The sequence below is a fragment of the Sorangium sp. So ce296 genome (assembly GCF_051529605.1).
Taxonomy (GTDB): domain Bacteria; phylum Myxococcota_A; class Polyangia; order Polyangiales; family Polyangiaceae; genus Sorangium; species Sorangium cellulosum_D.
Genome location: NZ_CP150325.1, coordinates 10,289,108 through 10,305,392, shown reverse-complemented (window position 1 = coordinate 10,305,392; position 16,285 = coordinate 10,289,108). Strand labels below are relative to the sequence as shown.

Here is a 16,285-nt window from a genome sequence, read left to right as displayed (position 1 = left end):
ACGCTTAGAGCAGCGTCCGGGCCGCCGCCTCGCCGTCGCTCCGCGGCTGGAGGAGGCGCCCCCGCGGCAGGCAGCCACGGATGAGACAAGCTGCCTCAGCGCATCCCCGGAGGCTCCGGGCAGCCCCGGCGCCGGGCGCGACGCGCCGGGGTCACCCAGCGGGGCGCGCGCCCTCGTCCCACGCCGGCAGCGCGCAGCGGAGCGTCGCCCCCTCGCCGGGGACGCGCTCGGCCCACAGCCGGCCGCCGTGCGCCTCGACGATCGAGCGGCCGATCGCCAGGCCCACGCCGAGCCCCCGGGCCTTCGTGGTGAAGAACGGCTCGAAGATCCGCTCGAGATCCTCGGCCGGGACGCCCTCGCCGGAGTCCGTCACCGAGAGCTCGACGCGGCCCTCTCCGCCCGCGTGCGTCCGGACCACCACGCGGCGCGCCTCGGGCGGGCGGCAGGAGACCGCATCGAGCGCGTTGGCGACCAGGTTGCTGAGCACCAGCTGCAGCCCGGCGGCGTCGCCCCGGACGCGCGGCAGGCCCGGCGCGAGCTCGCTCCGCACGGTCGCGCCGGCGCGGTGCGCGGCGCCCGCCAGCAGCCGGCGCACCTCGCGGACGAGCTCGTTCAGGTCCAGCGCGGCCGCGCCGAGCTCGCCCTCGCCGAGCCGCGCGCGCATCCGCCGGATGATCTCCGCGGCGCGACGGTCGTCCGCCGCGATGTCGTCGAGCGCGGCGCGCACCTCGACGACGTCCGGCGGGGTCCGCGCGAGCAGCCGCTGCGCCGCCTGCGCGTTGCTCAGGATCGCGGCGAGCGGCTGGTTCAGCTCGTGCGCGATCGACGCCCCGAGCGCGCGCATCGCCGACACCCGGCTCAGGCCCGCGAGCTCCTCCCGCGCCGCCTGCGCCTCGCCCTCGGCGGCCCGGCTCAGCGCGATCGTGCGCTCGAGGCGCTGGATCTCCGCGCGGAGCGCCTCCGTCCGCCGCGACACCTCGAGCTCCAGCGAGGCCCGGGAGCGCGCGAGCTCCTCGTGCATGTCCGACAGCGCCCTCGCCGCCGCGCGCGCGGCGAGCTGCGCCCGCACGCGGGCCACGAGCTCCTCGCGGACGAACGGCCTGGCCACGCCGTCGACCGCGCCGAGCTCGATCCCCCGCGCCCGGCCCGCCGCGTCGGCGAGCGCGGTCACGAAGAGGACCGGGATCTCGTGCGTCGCCGGCTCCTCCTTGAGGCGGCGGCAGAGCTCGAACCCGGAGAGGCCCGGCACCGCGGCGTCGAGCAGGACCAGATCGGGCTCCTCGCAGCGGATCTGCTGGAGCGCCGCCTCTCCATCGCCGACCTCCGCGACGTCGAACGGCTGGCCCGAGAGGGCGTCCGCGAGCGACCCGCGGCTCTCGGGATCGCCGTCCACGATCAGGACGAGCGGCGGTCGGGCTCGCGCCAGCCGGGAGCCCGACGCCAGCGGGTCGGCGCGCGCGTCGAGCGCCTCGCCGCCCTGGACCCCCTCGGCGGCCTGAGCGCGGGATCGAGGTGCTGCCATGACAGACAATCTGTGCCACGCCTCCCCGCGGTCGACCATGGGACCTTGGTCTCAGGGCGCGCCCTCGCCCTCGCGCCACACCGGCAGCGTACAGCGGAACGTCGCCCCCTGGCCGGGGCCGCACTCGGCCCACAGCCGGCCGCCGTGCGCCTCGGCGATCGAGCGGCTGATGGCGAGGCCGACGCCGAGCCCCTGGGCCTTCGACGTGAAGAACGGCTCGAAGATCCGCTCGAGGTCCGCCGGGGGGACCCCCTCGCCGGAGTCTGCCACCGAGAGCTCGACGCTGCCGCCGTCGGCCGGGCGGGCCCGCACCACGACGAGGCGCGCCTCGGGCGGACGGCGGGAGACCGCGTCGAGGGCGTTGACGAGGAGGTTGAGGAGCACCTGCTGGAGCTGGATCCCGTCGCCCCGGACGCGCGGCAGGCCCGGCGCGAGCTCGATCCGCAGGGTCGCGCCCGCGAGGAGCGCCGCGCTGGCCAGGAGCCGGGCCACCTCGCGGACGAGCTCGCGGAGGTCCAGCGCGACCGCGCTGAGCTCGCCCTTGCGGAGCATCGCGCGCATCCGCTCGATGACCTTCCCGGCGCGGCGGCCGTCCGCCGCGATGTCGTCGAGCGCGGCGCGCGCCTCGGCGATGTCCGGCGGCGCCTGCCCGAGGAGCCGCTGCGCCGCCTGCGCGTTGCTCAGGATCGCGGCGAGCGGCTGGTTCAGCTCGTGCGCGATCGAGGCCGCGAGCTCGCTCATCGCCGACACCCGGTTGAGGTGGGCGAGCTCCTCCTGGGCCTTCCGCACCTTGAGCTCGGCGGCCCGGTTGAGCTCGAGCTCGCGCTCCAGGCGCTGGTTGGCCGCGCGCAGCTCCTCCGTCCGCCGCGCCACCTCGAGCTCCAGCGACGCCCGGGCGGCCGCGAGCTCCTCGTTCTTCTCCGACAGCGCCCGCGCCGCGGCGTGGATCGCGAGCTGCGCCCGCACGCGGGCCACGAGCTCCTCGCGGACGAACGGCTTGCTCACGTAATCGACGGCGCCGAGCTCGAGCCCGCGCACCCGGCTCGCCGTGTCGGAGAGCACGGTCATGAACAGGACGGGGACGGCGCGCGTCGCCGGATCTTCCTTGAGCCGGCGGCAGACCTCGAAGCCGGAGAGGCCCGGCATCACGGCGTCGAGCAGGACGAGATCGGGCGCCTCGCGCCGGATCTGCCGCAGCGCCATCTCCCCGTCGATGGCCACGGCGAGGGTGATCGGCTGGCCCGCGAGGGCCTCGGAGAGCAGCTTGAGGCTGCTGGGGTCGTCGTCCACCAGCAAGACGAGCGCGCGGCGGTCCGACGCCATGGTGGAGAGCAGATGCCAGCGCGCCGTCGGGTGCGTCAAGCGCTTCGCTGCCGCCTCGCCCTGCCCGCGGTTGACGCCCTCGGCGGGTTCGGCGTGAAATGCGGCCGCCGCCATGCATGCGACCTCGCCCACCGTGTTCGTTGTGGACGACGACCCCTCGGTGCTGCGCGCCCTCGAGCGGCTGCTGCGCTCGGCGGGGTATGCGGTGGAGGGGTACGCGTCGCCCGAAGCGTTCCTGGAGCGCGCCCCCTCGGAGCGGCCGGGCTGCGTGGTCGTCGATCTGCGCATGCCCGGCCTGGGCGGGCTCGAGCTGCAGGACGAGCTCGCGCGGCGGGGGTGCCCCCTGCCGATCGTGTTCCTGACCGGCCACGGCGACGTGTCGAGCTCGGTGCGGGCGATGAAGGCGGGCGCGGTCGACTTCCTCACGAAGCCCTGCGACGACACCGACCTGCTCGCGGCGGTGGAGCGCGCCATCGCGCGCGACGCCGAGGCGCGCGCCGCCCGGGGCGAGCAGCAGGCGCTGCGGACGCGCTTCGAGGCGCTGACCCCGCGCGAGCGCGAGGTGTGCCTGCGGGTCGCGCAGGGGCTCCTGAACAAGCAGATCGCCGATGAGCTCGGCGCGGCGGAGAAGACGATCAAGGTGCACCGCGGCCGGGTGATGGAGAAGCTCGGCGTGGAGTCGGTGGCGGAGCTCGTGCGGCTCGTGGATCGGCTCCAGGGGCCCTGAGCCCGGCGCGCGGAGGGCGCGGGCGGCGGCGACGCGCCGAGCTGCTCCGCCGAGCCCGACGCAGGCGCTCGCCGTGGGGTATCAAGACGCGTCGAACGATCCCCGAGGTCCAGGCGTTTGCCGGCGGAGGAGGGGCGTAGCATCTGGGGTGCTCGCCAGGCGCGCGCGGCCGGTTCGACAGACCTCGTAGGACCAAGGTCCCATTGCGGGCAAGGCGCGCAGTTTCTAAACAAGCGCCAGTCTTAGGCGGGAAACGCGGGCCCGGGGGGGTGCGCTGACCGGCGGCGAGACCGCGCCGACGGCGCTGGCGCACACGGACGCGTCTTGGCCGGCGAAGACGGCATCTGCACGGACAGACGATCCAACAGAGGAGAATACCATGGGAGACGTGCTCAAGTACGGCGACAGGGTCCACATCCAGAACGGCTACCAGAACTGGCAGGGAGGTTATCTCGACTCGTGTGGAGCGAGCAACACAGGCATCAAGTACGGCGTGTCGACCTCCGATACGCCCACGCGCGCCGACGGCACCGGCACGTGGGAGATCGTCTCCGCGACCGGGAAAGCCAGGGGGCAGGACGTGCTGAGCGGCGACGTCATCTACCTGAAGAACCTCTACGGCGGCGATGGCGGGTACCTGGACGTGGCGGGGGACGCCTCCCCGGATCCCTGCATCTACCAGGTCGGGACTGCAGCCAAGCCGGACCGGGACAGCAACGGCACGTCGCGGTGGCGGGTGTTCGCCCAGACCTCGGCGCCCACGGACAACAAGGTGAGGGAGAGCGACGTCGTTCACCTCTTCAACGAGACCACGTACAACAACGCGCCCGGCGGCTTCCTGGACACTTACGGAGCTCCCCCCGGCAACGCCTCCGTCAACAAGTACGGCGTGGTCACCAGCGCCTACGCGGACAGGTCCGGCGAAGGCACGAGCTCCTGGCGGTTCACGAAGGTGCCGCTCAAGGACGTGCTGAAGTATGGCGACAAGGTTCACATCCAGAACGGTTACCAGAGCTGGCAGGGGGGTTACCTCGACACGTGCAACGCGAGCAACACGGGCATCAAGTACGACGTGTCGACGTCGGACACGCCCACGCGTGCTCCGGGCACCGGCACCTGGGAGATCCTCTCCGCGACAGGGAAGCCCAGCGGCGGTGACGTCCAGAGCGGCGACGTCATCTACCTGAAGAACCTCTACGGCGGTGACGGCGGGTACCTGGACGCCTGCGGGACCGCCTCCCCCGCCCCGTGCATCTACCAGGTCGGGACGGCTGCCCAGCAGGATCGGGCCGGCGTCGGCACGGCGAAGTGGAAGGTCCTCGCCAAGAGCTCGTATCCGGGCGACAAGAAGATCAGAGAGCTCGACGTCGTCAACTTCTTCAACGCGACGACCTACAACAACGCGCCTGGCGGCTTCCTGGACACCTACGGCGGCGCCGTCGGCAACAAGTACGATGTGGTCACCGGAGCGTACGCGGACCGAGCCGGCCAGGGCACCGGCTCGTGGCGGATGATCAAGGCCAAGTGATCGAGGTCGGCGCCTGGTCGTGGCCGCGCGAGGTGCGGTCGCGACCAGGCGGCCGCGAGGAGGGCGGGCGACGGGCAGGAGCGTCCCTTCGCCCGCCGCGAAGGCCTTTATAGGACCGAGGTCCCCATGGCGAAGCCCCTGCACCTGCGACGACGGCTCGCGGACCTCGCGACGGTGGGCGGAGGCATCGATTCATTGGGAAAGAGACGAGGTGCCCGAGGAGCAGACACCCACACCGAAGTGAGCGCTCGACCCGGGCCGCGCGGTGCCCTGGAGGCACCGGACACGGTCTGGGAAGGGCTGCCGCGCTGCCTTCCCGCCACCGGACACGGTCCGGGAAGGGCTGCCGCGCTGCCTTCCCGCCACCGGACACGGTCCGGGAAGGGCTGCCGCGCTGCCCTCGACCTACCGGAAACGGTCCGGGAAAGGCTGCCACGCTGCCCTCGACCTACCGGAAACGGTCCGGGAAAGGCTGCCGCGCTGCCCTCGACCTACCGGAAACGGTCCGGGAAAGGCTGCCGCGCTGCCCTCGACCCACCGGAAACGGTCCGGGAAAGGCTGCCGCGCTGCCCTCGACCCACCGGAAACGGTCCGAACAGCTTAGCTGAGCTTGTCCTGCGGGACCGGAACCGCTCCTGGCAGGGCTGCCGCGCTGCCCACGCGCAAGCTCACGAGCTCGGGCGGCCTGTCGTCAGGATCTTGCCAGGCACGTTGACGCATGGAGACGCGTCGTTATGCCTGCCCGGAACGTCCGGCGCGCGCCGGGCGCTCACGACAACATCCATCGCGGGGGGTAGAGGGCGTGTCCTTTCCTGTCCTCCACTGCTCGGCGATGAATACAAGCGAGAGGTGATCCCCTCATGGCGAAATCTTCTTCGGTCAAGAAAAAGCCCGCTCCCAGGAAGCCCTCGGCCCCGCCCCAGGCGGCGGCGGCGTTCGACAAGGCGCTTCCCGAGATCGAGGCCCTGAGCCCGGATCGGCTCATCCCCCTGAACCTCGACGTTCCCCGCGTGGTCTCCCAGGTGCTCGGCGTGCTGCCCGGCCTCCGGGCGCTGCGCCCCGCCGTCGCGGAGCACCTGCCGACGTTCGAGCTCGCGCGGCTCGACCGGCTCGAGATCTACGCGCTCGCCGCCTGGTACGCGCACCTCCTGTGGCTGTCCAGCGGAGATGCCGAGAGCGCGGTGAAGCCGCTCCTCGCCGAGGCGGCGCCGCTGCGCGAGAACCTGCTCGGCGACGCCGAGGCGCTCGCTCGCCGCGGCCTGCTCGACGCAGAGGCGGTCGCGGACATCCGCGCGGGGCAAGGGCACATCGACACGGCGAACGACCTCGTGGCGCTCTCGGCGCTCTTCACCGCGAGCTGGTCCGAGATCGCCTGCAAGACGGCGGCGACCGAGAAGGAGGTGAAGCGCGCCGGGGAGGTCGGGCCGCAGCTGCTCGCGGCCCTCGGGATCAGGGAGCACGGCAAGGGACCCGGGCCGACCGAGGCCGCGGACAAGCGGGCGCGCGCCTTCTCGCTGCTCGTCTATGCCTACGACCAGATCCGCCGCGCCGTCGCTTACCTGCGCTGGGACGAGGAGGACGCCGACGCGATCGCCCCGTCGCTCTACAAGGGGCGCACGGGCCGCGCGACGTCGTCCACCGACACCACGACGGCGCCGCCGGACGAGGCGCCGGCTGGACCGGCGGCGGTCGCAGGAGGAAGCTCATCGAGCGCTGCATCATGGTCCTAGTGATGGCATGGTCGCCCCCGCTGAGCGCCGCCAGGGCCACACCCAGGGCGATGGGCGGGCGATGATATTGATGCACCGTCCGATCGATCGGGCCTTGCTGCGCCTCCAGCGCGGACGGCCGAAAGCGTTTTCGGCACAGCGCAATCCCTGTTGCCGCATGGACGTCAACCGAGCACAGACCCCCTGATGAATGCCTAGAGCTCAGCATAGGCAAGGGGTACCGGCTCAACTCATCGCTTGACTCGGGTCGCGGCGCCATGGCCTCCTCGGTGCGACGGAGGCTGCAATGGCGCTCGTTCTGCGGTATGTGCTGCGGGCCCTCACCCCGCTCTTGATGTTTCTCGCCTGCGTGCTCGCGCAGGGCGGGTGCCAGTGCATCTCCGGCGACCCGCCCCTGGAGCCGCCTGGCCTCGTCGCCTGTCGGACCCAGAGCGCACGCAGCCCTGCCGCGGCTCGCCCCGCGCCGGAAGTCGAGACCGTCGCCGCCGGCACCATCCCGGGGACGTTCTCCATCACGAGCACCGGGGAGGCCGTGTACACCATGGTGCTGGCCTCCCCTCCGCCACGCGCGGGCATGGGTCCTCGGATCGAGCTCGTCTATCGCAGCGACGGCGGCGACGGTGTGCTCGGCGCCGGCTTCTCGATCGCCGGGCTGTCCGCGATCACGCGATGTCCGAAGAGCCTCGCGCAAGACGGGGAGATCCGCGGCGTGCGGTACGACGGCGACGACGCGCTCTGCCTCGACGGCCAGCGCCTCGTCCCCGTGGGAGAGGGGCCGGGAACCATCGAGTACCGGACGTTCCCGGATACCTTCGTCAAGGTGGTTGGGCACTACCCTCCGGAAGGTGGTGCGCCTGCCGAGGCGCTCTTCTTCGAGGCAACCCTGCCCACCGGCCGCGTCGTCGAGTACGGACGCTCCGAGGGCAGCAAGCCGCTCGCGCGGGGCGGCGTCCCGCGCGCCTGGCTCGCGAACAAGGCCCACGACGGCCGCGGCAACGCCATGACGTACGCGTATTGCCTCGCCGAGGCCGAGGACGGCCATGCCGCCGAGTACGCGGTCGACGAGATCCGCTATACGAGCTTCGAGGGCGCGCCGTCGCTCGAGCCTTCCCGGGCGGTGCGCTTCGTGTATGGGACCATGGATCCGGCCGCCATTCGCACCGGCTACTCGGGCGGCATGGCGCTTCAGCGCTCGCTTCGCCTCGAAGAGATCCAGATGCTCGGTCCGGGCGACGCGCTGGTCCGGAGCTACGGATTCCGCTATGAGCTCAGCCCGACGACGAGCCGCACATTGCTGACCCAGGTCGAAGAGTGCGCGAGCGACAGGGTCTGCAAGCCTCCCACACGTTTTCAGTACAGCCACGCAAAGCCCGGATTCGAGCGGGTGACGACGGAGATCGACGAGCCGGTCTCCGAGAGGGCGAGCCCGATGGTGTTCGACATCGACGCCGACGGGCTCGACGACCTCGTGATCCCGGACATGGTCGCGGGGCTCAGCACACCGAGGAATCCGATCACCGCGTGGCGGGTGGCGCGAAACGTCGGGGCGCGCGCCTCGCCGTCCTTTTTCGCACCGGCGGAGCTCGCCTTCCTCGAAGAGTGGCCCACGGTCGCCGATCCGGTGGGACCCTCCGATCCGGCCCTTCTTCAGCCCGAGCTCGGGACGGTCCTGGACTACGACGACGATGGGCGGATGGACGTACTGCTCCACGACGTTTACGGCACCGAGGTCACGTGGCATGTGCTCCTGTCCCGGCCGGACTGGACCTTCGCGCTCCATGACACGGGCATCCGCCGACCCTTCCCGCTCGGATTCACGCCCGCACCGCCGAGCCTGAGCAGCCCCGGCGCGTCGATGCACCTCGCCGATCTGGACGGCGATGGCGTGCCGGATCTGATCCAGTGCGAGGACCACGCACGCGAGGGACAGGCACCGCTCCCGCTCGCTGCCGTGTGGGCCGTCCACCCCTGGCGCCCTGCGCGCGGCGCGACGCCCGCGGGCTTCGACCCCGCGGGCGAATCGATCGAGCTGCTCACCGGCCATCCCTGCGATACGGAGCTCCACACGCTCGACATCGACGCCGACGGCAGGATCGATCTCATCGTGCCCGCGCTGCAACGGTTCGGTGACGGGACGGTCGTCGTCGGATCGAGCTACGACGCGATCATGCGCCGGGGCGAGAGGCGCTGGGAGGTGATCGACACCGAGCTTCCCGTCGTGTGGCCCGGGGGTCGCGTCGTCTTTCTCGACGCGAACGGAGACGGCCTGCCCGATGCCGTCGAGTCCGGTCCGGATGACCACCAGCTCACTACCTACTTCAACACGGGGCCGACCTTCGTGGCCTCGCCGTTCCGGACCGTCGATGCGTTCAGCTTCGGCGATCTGTTCGGCCTTCCCGATCAGGACGCGTTCTTCCGGTTCGCCGTGCCGCTCGACGTCAACGGCGACGGGCGGCAGGATCTCCTCATGCCGGTTCCACCAGGCATGCTGCTGGGCGGCTCCGACGCGCTCCCGTCGTGGGCCGTCCTGCTCGCGACGGGCGACCGCGCCGGGCCGCCCTTCAGGCTCGTCGACCCGGGGCTGCCGTTCGAGGCCAGCCTCGGCGACGCGGTCACCCTGGCGGATCCGCGCGGGCCGCGCACCGGCGATGTCGACGGGGACGGCGCGCAGGACGTGATCCTGTCGCTCGGCGGCGTGTTCAACGTGTTCCGGAACCTCTCGGCCGATCAGGATCTCCTGGTCGCGGTCTCCGACGGGATGAACGCACACGACCCGACCGAGCCGGGCTTCGTGCCCAATGTGAGCATCTCGTACGGGCATCTGACCGACGCGTCGGCGGCGACGGGCGACGGAGCGGAGGATCCGGCGCGGGAGAGCCCGCTGTACCTCGCGCGTTCCGGCGCGGCGGACGACTGCGGCTATCCGCGCCGTTGCGTGGTCGGGCCGCGGCGGGTGGTGAGCGCGTACGCCCTCAACAACGGTGCCGATCGACCGCGGCGCTTCGAGGTCAGCTACCGCGACGGGCGCTACCATCGGCTGGGCCGCGGATTTCTCGGCTTCGGCGAGCGGATCGTCACCGACCTGGATACGGGCGCCGCGACGCTCGACGTGTACGATCACGCCACCTTTGACGACGAGCTCCAGGTCTTTCCCTTCGCGGGCAGCGTCCAGCGGACATGGCGCTGGGCTCCGGGGCTGCCGAGCCAGCCCAGGCCGGAGCAGATCGAGCTCTCGTTCGTCGACGTGACGCGGACGCTCGTTCCGACGAACGACGGCGCGACGTACTTCACGCTACCCACCGAGCGCCGCGTGAGGCGAGCGCAAGGGATCTATCCACCCCCGAACGGCGCGACGCCGACCATCGAGGCGTACGTGCGGGAAGTCGAGGCCGGAGGCGACGGCGCGACGCTGCTGCGCGACTCGGTGTCGACGGTGATGGACTTCGACACGTTCGGCAATGTGCGCGCCGAGGAGGGCTCGACGAGCGGCGTCGACCTGACGTTCAAGGTCACGCGGACGTTCAAGAACGACACCGAGCGCTGGGTCCTCGGCCAGCTCGAGACGCAGAAGGAGTGCAGCGCGGCGGCGGGAATGTCGCAGTGCCGGACCCTCACGCGAACGACCACGATCTACGGCGAGGTGGAGACCGAGTCCACCGAGAGCGACGACGGCCTGCCGGACACGAAGCTGACGATCGCCTATGCGCGGGACGGCTTCGGGAACATCACCGGCGTCACGGCGGAGGACGCCTTCGGCCACCAGCGGACCTCCAGCACGGACTTCGACGAGGAGGGCATGTTCCCCGAGAAATACGTGAACGCGGCCGAGCATACGACCCTCGTGGAGTTCGACGGCGCGCTCGGCGTGCTCCTCAAGAGGGTCGATCCGAATCAGCTCGTGACGGCGTGGGCGTACGACGGCTTCGGGCGCCTCGGCGTCGAGACCCGCCCGGATGGCACGACGACGGTCACGCTCTCCCGCACCAAGGACGGCGGCCCGGCGCAGGACGCGTGGCGGGTGAGGCAGCGGCGCACGGCGACCGGCGGGGCCGACGATACGATCGAGCTCGACGGCCTCAGCCGCCCGATCCGGTGGTGGTGGTACGGGCCCGAGCCGGAGCCGGCGCAGGGGGCGGGCGGTGCGAAGCGCATCCTGCAAGAGATCGGCTACGACGCGCTGGGAGAGCACATCGCGCGGCGCTCGGTGCCGGTCCGCGAAGATACCCCCGAGCGCGAGAGGCTGTACGATCGCTTCGAGTACGACGCGGTAGGCCGCGAGGTGCGGCATACAACGCCGTGGAATGCGGTCACGACGACCGAGTACGATGGCTGGCGCGTGCGCGTCACCGACCCGCTCGATACGTGACCGTGACCGAGCAGGATCCGCTGGGGCGAACCGAGTCGATCACCGACGCAGCCGACGGGATCACCCGCTACAGTTACGGCCCGTTCGGCATGCTGCTCACGGTCACCGATCCAGGCGAGGCGGTGACGCGCACGACGCGCGACGCGCTCGGCCGCGTCCGGCAGCTCGACGACCCCGATCGGGGCACCACGGTCTCGATCCATGACGGCTTCGGCGAGCTGATCTCATCGGCCGATGCGCTCGGGCGAGAAACCGCGTGGGCGTACGACGCGCTCGGGCGACCGCGCACGCGCGTGGACCAAGAGGGCGCCGAGCGCGTGACGACCACGTGGACCTGGGACACCGCGGCGCACGGGATCGGAAAGCTCCACGCGCTCGCGAGCCCTGACGCGGAGAAGACGTACGGGTACACCGATCGCGGCCAGCTCGACACGATCTCACTCCGCATCGACGGCGAGCGCGCTCCCCTGGAGGCCAGGCTGGGCTACGACGAGCTCGGCCGCGTCGAGGCGGTCACGTATCCGGCGCCGGCCGGCGCGGCGCCGTTCGTCGTGGCCTACGACCACGACGCGCATGGCCACGTGATCGCCGTGCGCGACCGCGGAACGGGCTCCGCCTACTGGCGACTGACGGAGGTGGACGACGCGGGGCGCGTCCGGGAGGAGGTGTTCGGCAACGGCGTCGTCACGGAGCGGAGCTACTTCGCCGACAAGCAGCGCTTGAGGCACGTGGCGACGCAGAGCGGCGCGGCCAACGTGCAAGACCTGGACTACGGTTATGACGATCTCCTTAATTTCACGCGCCGCACAGACGCGCTCCAGCCCGAGAAAAGGACGGAGCGCTTCCGTTACGACCCGCTCCAGCGGCTGACCTGCGCGTACTTCGGCGACGTCGAGAGCGCGTCGGCGCCCTGCGCGCTCCGGTACGGCCACGACACGAACGGCAACCTCACCTTCAAGTCGGACGTCGGAACGCTCTCGTACGATGACCCGCTACACCCGCACGCGGTCACGGGCGCGGGCACGGACAGCTTCTCTTACGACGCCGTTGGCAATCAGCTCGCGCGGCCCGGCGGCACGACCGTGCGTTATACGCCGTTCGACCTGCCGGAGCGCATCACGCAGGGCGCGAGCACCGTCACGTTCGGCTACGACGGCGACCAGCAGCGGATCCGCAAGACCACCCCGGAGCAGGAGACGCTCTACTTCGACGATCTGTACGAGCGGATCACCAAGGCGGCATCGGGCACCGTGGAGCACCGGTACCACGTCCGCTCGCCGGAGCGCGTGGTGGTGATTGTGACGCGAGGAGGCTCGGACGCCGGCACGCGGTACGTGCATGTCGATCATCTCGGCTCGGTCGACGCGCTCACGGACGAAGACGGCGACGTGATCGAGCGGCGGAGCTACGACCCGTTCGGCCAGCGCAGGAACCCAGTGTGGGGAGGGCCCGCGCCGGCGTCGTTCTCCAGCGAGACGACGCAGGGATTCACCGGGCACGAGAGCGACGACGAGCTCGGGCTCGTGAACATGAAGGGCAGGCTCTACGATCCCAAGATCGGGCGGTTCTTGACCACGGACCCGATCGTTTCGATTCCGTCCTTCGGGCAGAGCTGGAATCCGTACAGCTACGTGCTGAACAACCCGCTCGCGTACGTCGATCCGGGCGGCTTTCAGGAAGCGCTCCCGGAGGCCGGGGCTCGCTCACCGCTGCCGGCCGGCGCGGAGTTCACTTGGCAAGTGCTCGACCTGGCGCCGATCGGACTCAAGCTGAGTGTCGTCCCGTCCTCGGAGCACGAAGCGCGCGCCGACGCCGATAGTAATATCGTGGCTGCCGAGACGGGCGGCGCCATGCCGCCCATCGACGTCAGCACGACCGGTAGCGCGTCCGGGTATGTGCCGCAGCCGGTGACCACGGCGCCGATCGACTGGTCGCAGAATCCCTATGTCCAGATCGAGGGAGGGTTCGTCGCCGGGTTGCTGCTGGGGGCGGTTCCTTTCGCCGGCGTGGGTCATGAGCTGCTGGACGCTGCAGGCGTGCTGGCCCCTGGGACGCCGCAAGCCAGGATGGGCCTGGCTGTTGGGCAGATCGTGGGTGGGCTCGCCATCACGATCGGAGGCTTGACGGGGGAGGTCTTCGGGGGCATCACGAGCGCCACCGGAATCGGCGCGGCGATCGGTGTGCCTGCGATCGCGGTGTCGAGCGGGCTCGTCGTCGGTGGAGTCGGGAACATCGCAGCGGGGATCCAGGGGTTATCGCAGGCGCTGATGTCGCAAGGGTCGGGGAGCAAGGGTCCGCAGGGGACGGCGCCCACTGCAACGGAGCGAGGACCGCGGAGGTTCTCACCCGAACAGCGCGAACGAGGTCTTGAACGTGCCCGAGACGCGGATGGTGTGCCACGGTGCGAACATTGCGGCACTGAGCTAACGACAAAACCTGGGGAACCCAATACCTACGAGGCAGATCATCGCATTCCGTATTCGCGTGGAGGTCCAACGATGGACAAGAATTTGGATCCCACATGCCGCACGTGCAACCGTTCGAAGGGAGCACAGACGCCCGAGGAGTGGAGACGCCGATGAGCGATCGCGAATTTGCAGCATACGTTTGTGACCACGTATTCGAGGGGAGCCGCCCTGTGCTGCTGGTGGCACACGAAGACGGCGCGTGGCAGTTCTTGTGTGGCGATTCTCATGGCTCGGATGCGATTCCACGGGTGGTCGGGATGAATCACATTCTTGACGCTGACCCTTCATTGCGCGACGTGCTCAATCTGCCAAACAACTGGGAGGCGGAGCGCAGCTCAGTAGGGCTCGCATGGACCAGAACAAGATTAGATCCGACGGCGCAGTGACGATGCGCAGGCGGAGAAACATGACGACTGATCGCAGAACTCCTATGTTCAGGTTGAGGGAGGGTTCGTCGCCAGGTTGTTGCTTGGGTTGATTCCTTTCGGCGTGGGGCACGGGCTACTGGGCGCCGCGGGCGCGCTGGCCGTCACGGCGGCCACGCTGGCTTGCTACCCCATCGAATACGGCTACCCGGGCTGCCCCTGGCCCGAGGCGGGCCCAGGAGATGCGGGAGACGCAGGCGACACCGGGGGTGGCGGTGCCGGCGGTGCCGGCGGCGGCGGTGCCGGCGGCGGCGAGGAGCAGGCCTGCGCCGGCGATTGCATCCCGCCGGCGCCGCTCGGCTGGTTCGGCCCGGTGCTGCTCTGGTTCGGCCCGCCGGACCAGGCGCCGGGCTGCCCCGCCGCCGCGCCGAATGTCGGCTACCAGGGGTTCGCCGACTTGGCGCCGGAGCCGCTCGCCTGCGCGGCCTGCCGGTGCGACCCGCCGGACCTGGCGACGGCCTCGTGCCAGCTCCCGCTCGGCTGGTCCGCTCACACGGCGACGGCGTGTTCCGGCGAGGCCTCCGGCGCTGTCGTGACCTCCTTCGCGGCGCCCGCGGCCTGGGACGGCGCCTGCACCGCCGTGAACGCGATCCCCGCCGGCCAGGACTGCGGCGGGCAGCCGTGCGTGCGGGCGCTCTCGGTCGACGCGCCGGCCGTGCTGGTGACCGGCGCGTGCACGCCCAGGGTCGACGAGCCGCCGCCGCCTGCCCGCCTCGATCCTTGGCAGACGCGCGCGCTCGCCTGCCTGCCCGGCGCTTACGCCGAATGCCCGGGCGACCGGAGCACCTGCATGCCGTCGCCGGAGCAGCCCGGGGTCCCGCCGCCCGGCGGCTTCCTGACCTGCGTGTTCCACGAGGGCGACGTGACGTGCGAGGAGCCCTACCTCGATCGCCACGTCTTCTACGGCGGCGCCGACGACACCCGCGGCTGCTCCGAGTGCGGCTGCGGGGAGCCCGAGGGCGCGTCGTGCACGATCATGGCCTCGGTCTACAGCGACGGCGCGTGCGCGGACCAAGTCGCATCCAACCTCGTCAGCTCCATGGCGTCGTTCTGCGTCGTCACGCCGCCCGGGGTCGCCCTCGGCAGCAAGTCGGCCGAGCTCGTGGCCGTCGACCCCGGCGGCTGCGCCCCGAGCGGCGGCGAGCCGGTCGGCGAGCTGCTACCGGCCGAGCCGTCGACGTTCTGCTGCCAGGCATAGGGCTGCACCGCCGCCGCCGCGTCCGCGCGGTCAGCCGCCGCGCCGGCGCAGCTCGGCCTCGAGCTCGGCGATGCGCCGCTCCGCCGACGCGCGGGCGGCCTCCTCGGCCTCCGCGCGCCGGCGCTCGGCCTCCGCGCGCCCGCGCTCGGCCTCCGCGCGCCGGCGCTCGGCCTCTGCGCGCCCGCGCTCGGCCTCTGCGCGCCCGCGCGCGGCCTCCTCGGGGGTGAGGACGAGCTCCGCACCGTCGGGGGTGCGGGCGAGCCGAAGCGCGGCCGGCTGGCCCGCGGCCGGGACGACGACCCAGTGCAGATCGAGCACCGTGCACGGGCTGCGCTCCCCCTCGACGACCCGCTCGACCAGATCGCCGTCGATGCGATCCCAGACGCGCAGCCGCTCCCCGGGCGCGGCCTCGGGGTCGAACGCGACGAGCTCCAGCACGCCGAGCTCGTGGTACTTGCCGAGCTTCTCCGCCCAGATCTGCGGATCCGCGTCGTGCTCGCTCACGATCTCGACCGCGAGCTCCGGGGCACCGCGCTCCCACGTCTTCCAGGAGCCGAACGGCGTGTCCGGGGTGCCGAGCCGGACGAACGCGTCCGGCGCAAGGCACCGGCTCGGGTCGGACGCGGACCAGTAGACGAACTGGTCGGAGCCGATCGCCGCTCGATCCGAGAAGGTCTTGAGCACGAGGTAGAGCAGGGTCCGCAGATCGAGGTGGCGCTTGGTCTCCGGCACGAGGGCCTCTTCCGGGAAGTGGAGCGGCGAGGGCGCGCGGACGTGACGGAGACGACGCGCGTGCACGGCGGGTTGCATGGGGGGAGTATAGCCTCCCCGGTCATACCGTGCAGAGCAGCATCGCCGGGGCGGCTCGAACGGTCGCCCAGATGCGCCCGCCTCGGAAGGGCGGCTCCCCTGACGTGTCGCGCTCCCGGAACAGGTGCTTACCAGGTCCGCCGCGCCGCCGCCTACCTGCGCTGGGACGAGAGGGACGCCGACGCGAC

General features: G+C 71.5%; 9 protein-coding genes and 1 pseudogene. 7 read left to right on the top strand and 3 right to left on the bottom strand.

Going from position 1 to position 16,285, the window contains the following annotated elements; genetic code table 11:
- Positions 1-151: 151 nt before the first annotated feature.
- Both WME98_RS38355 and WME98_RS38350 read right to left on the bottom strand, forming a co-directional pair.
- The gene (locus tag WME98_RS38355; RefSeq protein ID WP_437946674.1) at positions 152-1,522 is read right to left on the bottom strand and encodes a hybrid sensor histidine kinase/response regulator; all 1,371 of its coding nucleotides are present in this window, start codon (positions 1,520-1,522) and stop codon (positions 152-154) included.
- Between the two features lie 51 nt (positions 1,523-1,573).
- The gene (locus WME98_RS38350) at positions 1,574-2,959 is read right to left on the bottom strand and encodes a hybrid sensor histidine kinase/response regulator (RefSeq protein WP_437946673.1); all 1,386 of its coding nucleotides are present in this window, start codon (positions 2,957-2,959) and stop codon (positions 1,574-1,576) included.
- Between WME98_RS38350 and WME98_RS38345 the strand changes: the two genes are divergently transcribed.
- From WME98_RS38345 to WME98_RS38315, 7 genes and pseudogenes are all read left to right on the top strand, one after another.
- A complete protein-coding gene (locus tag WME98_RS38345) occupies positions 2,958-3,572 on the top strand; it encodes a response regulator transcription factor (protein WP_437946672.1) in 615 nt (204 codons plus the stop codon). The genes WME98_RS38350 and WME98_RS38345 overlap by 2 nt on opposite strands.
- 379 nt (positions 3,573-3,951) lie before the next feature.
- Positions 3,952-5,100: a hypothetical protein gene (locus WME98_RS38340; RefSeq protein ID WP_437946671.1), complete on the top strand. Its 1,149-nt coding sequence runs from the start codon at positions 3,952-3,954 to the stop codon at positions 5,098-5,100.
- 860 nt (positions 5,101-5,960) lie between these two features.
- Positions 5,961-6,830 carry a hypothetical protein gene (locus WME98_RS38335; protein WP_437946670.1) on the top strand — a complete coding sequence of 290 codons (870 nt, stop codon included), beginning with the start codon at positions 5,961-5,963 and terminating at the stop codon, positions 6,828-6,830.
- Positions 6,831-7,116: 286 nt separating this feature from the next.
- A pseudogene (locus tag WME98_RS38330) lies at positions 7,117-13,115 on the top strand (RHS repeat-associated core domain-containing protein); the annotation flags it as partial.
- A gap of 147 nt (positions 13,116-13,262) precedes the next feature.
- Positions 13,263-13,778 carry an HNH endonuclease gene (locus WME98_RS38325; protein WP_437954068.1) on the top strand — a complete coding sequence of 172 codons (516 nt, stop codon included), beginning with the start codon at positions 13,263-13,265 and terminating at the stop codon, positions 13,776-13,778.
- Positions 13,775-14,050, top strand: a complete 276-nt coding sequence (locus WME98_RS38320) for a hypothetical protein (protein WP_129574727.1) — start codon at positions 13,775-13,777, stop codon at positions 14,048-14,050. Before WME98_RS38325 ends, WME98_RS38320 begins: the two co-directional genes overlap by 4 nt.
- 103 nt (positions 14,051-14,153) lie before the next feature.
- Positions 14,154-15,287 carry a hypothetical protein gene (locus WME98_RS38315; protein WP_437946669.1) on the top strand — a complete coding sequence of 378 codons (1,134 nt, stop codon included), beginning with the start codon at positions 14,154-14,156 and terminating at the stop codon, positions 15,285-15,287.
- A 30-nt stretch (positions 15,288-15,317) separates the two neighbouring features.
- On the opposite strand, the gene WME98_RS38310 is transcribed toward WME98_RS38315, so the two are convergent.
- Complete coding sequence (locus tag WME98_RS38310; RefSeq protein ID WP_437946667.1) at positions 15,318-16,085, bottom strand: Uma2 family endonuclease; 768 nt, start codon at positions 16,083-16,085, stop codon at positions 15,318-15,320.
- Between the last annotated feature and the right edge of the window lie 200 nt (positions 16,086-16,285).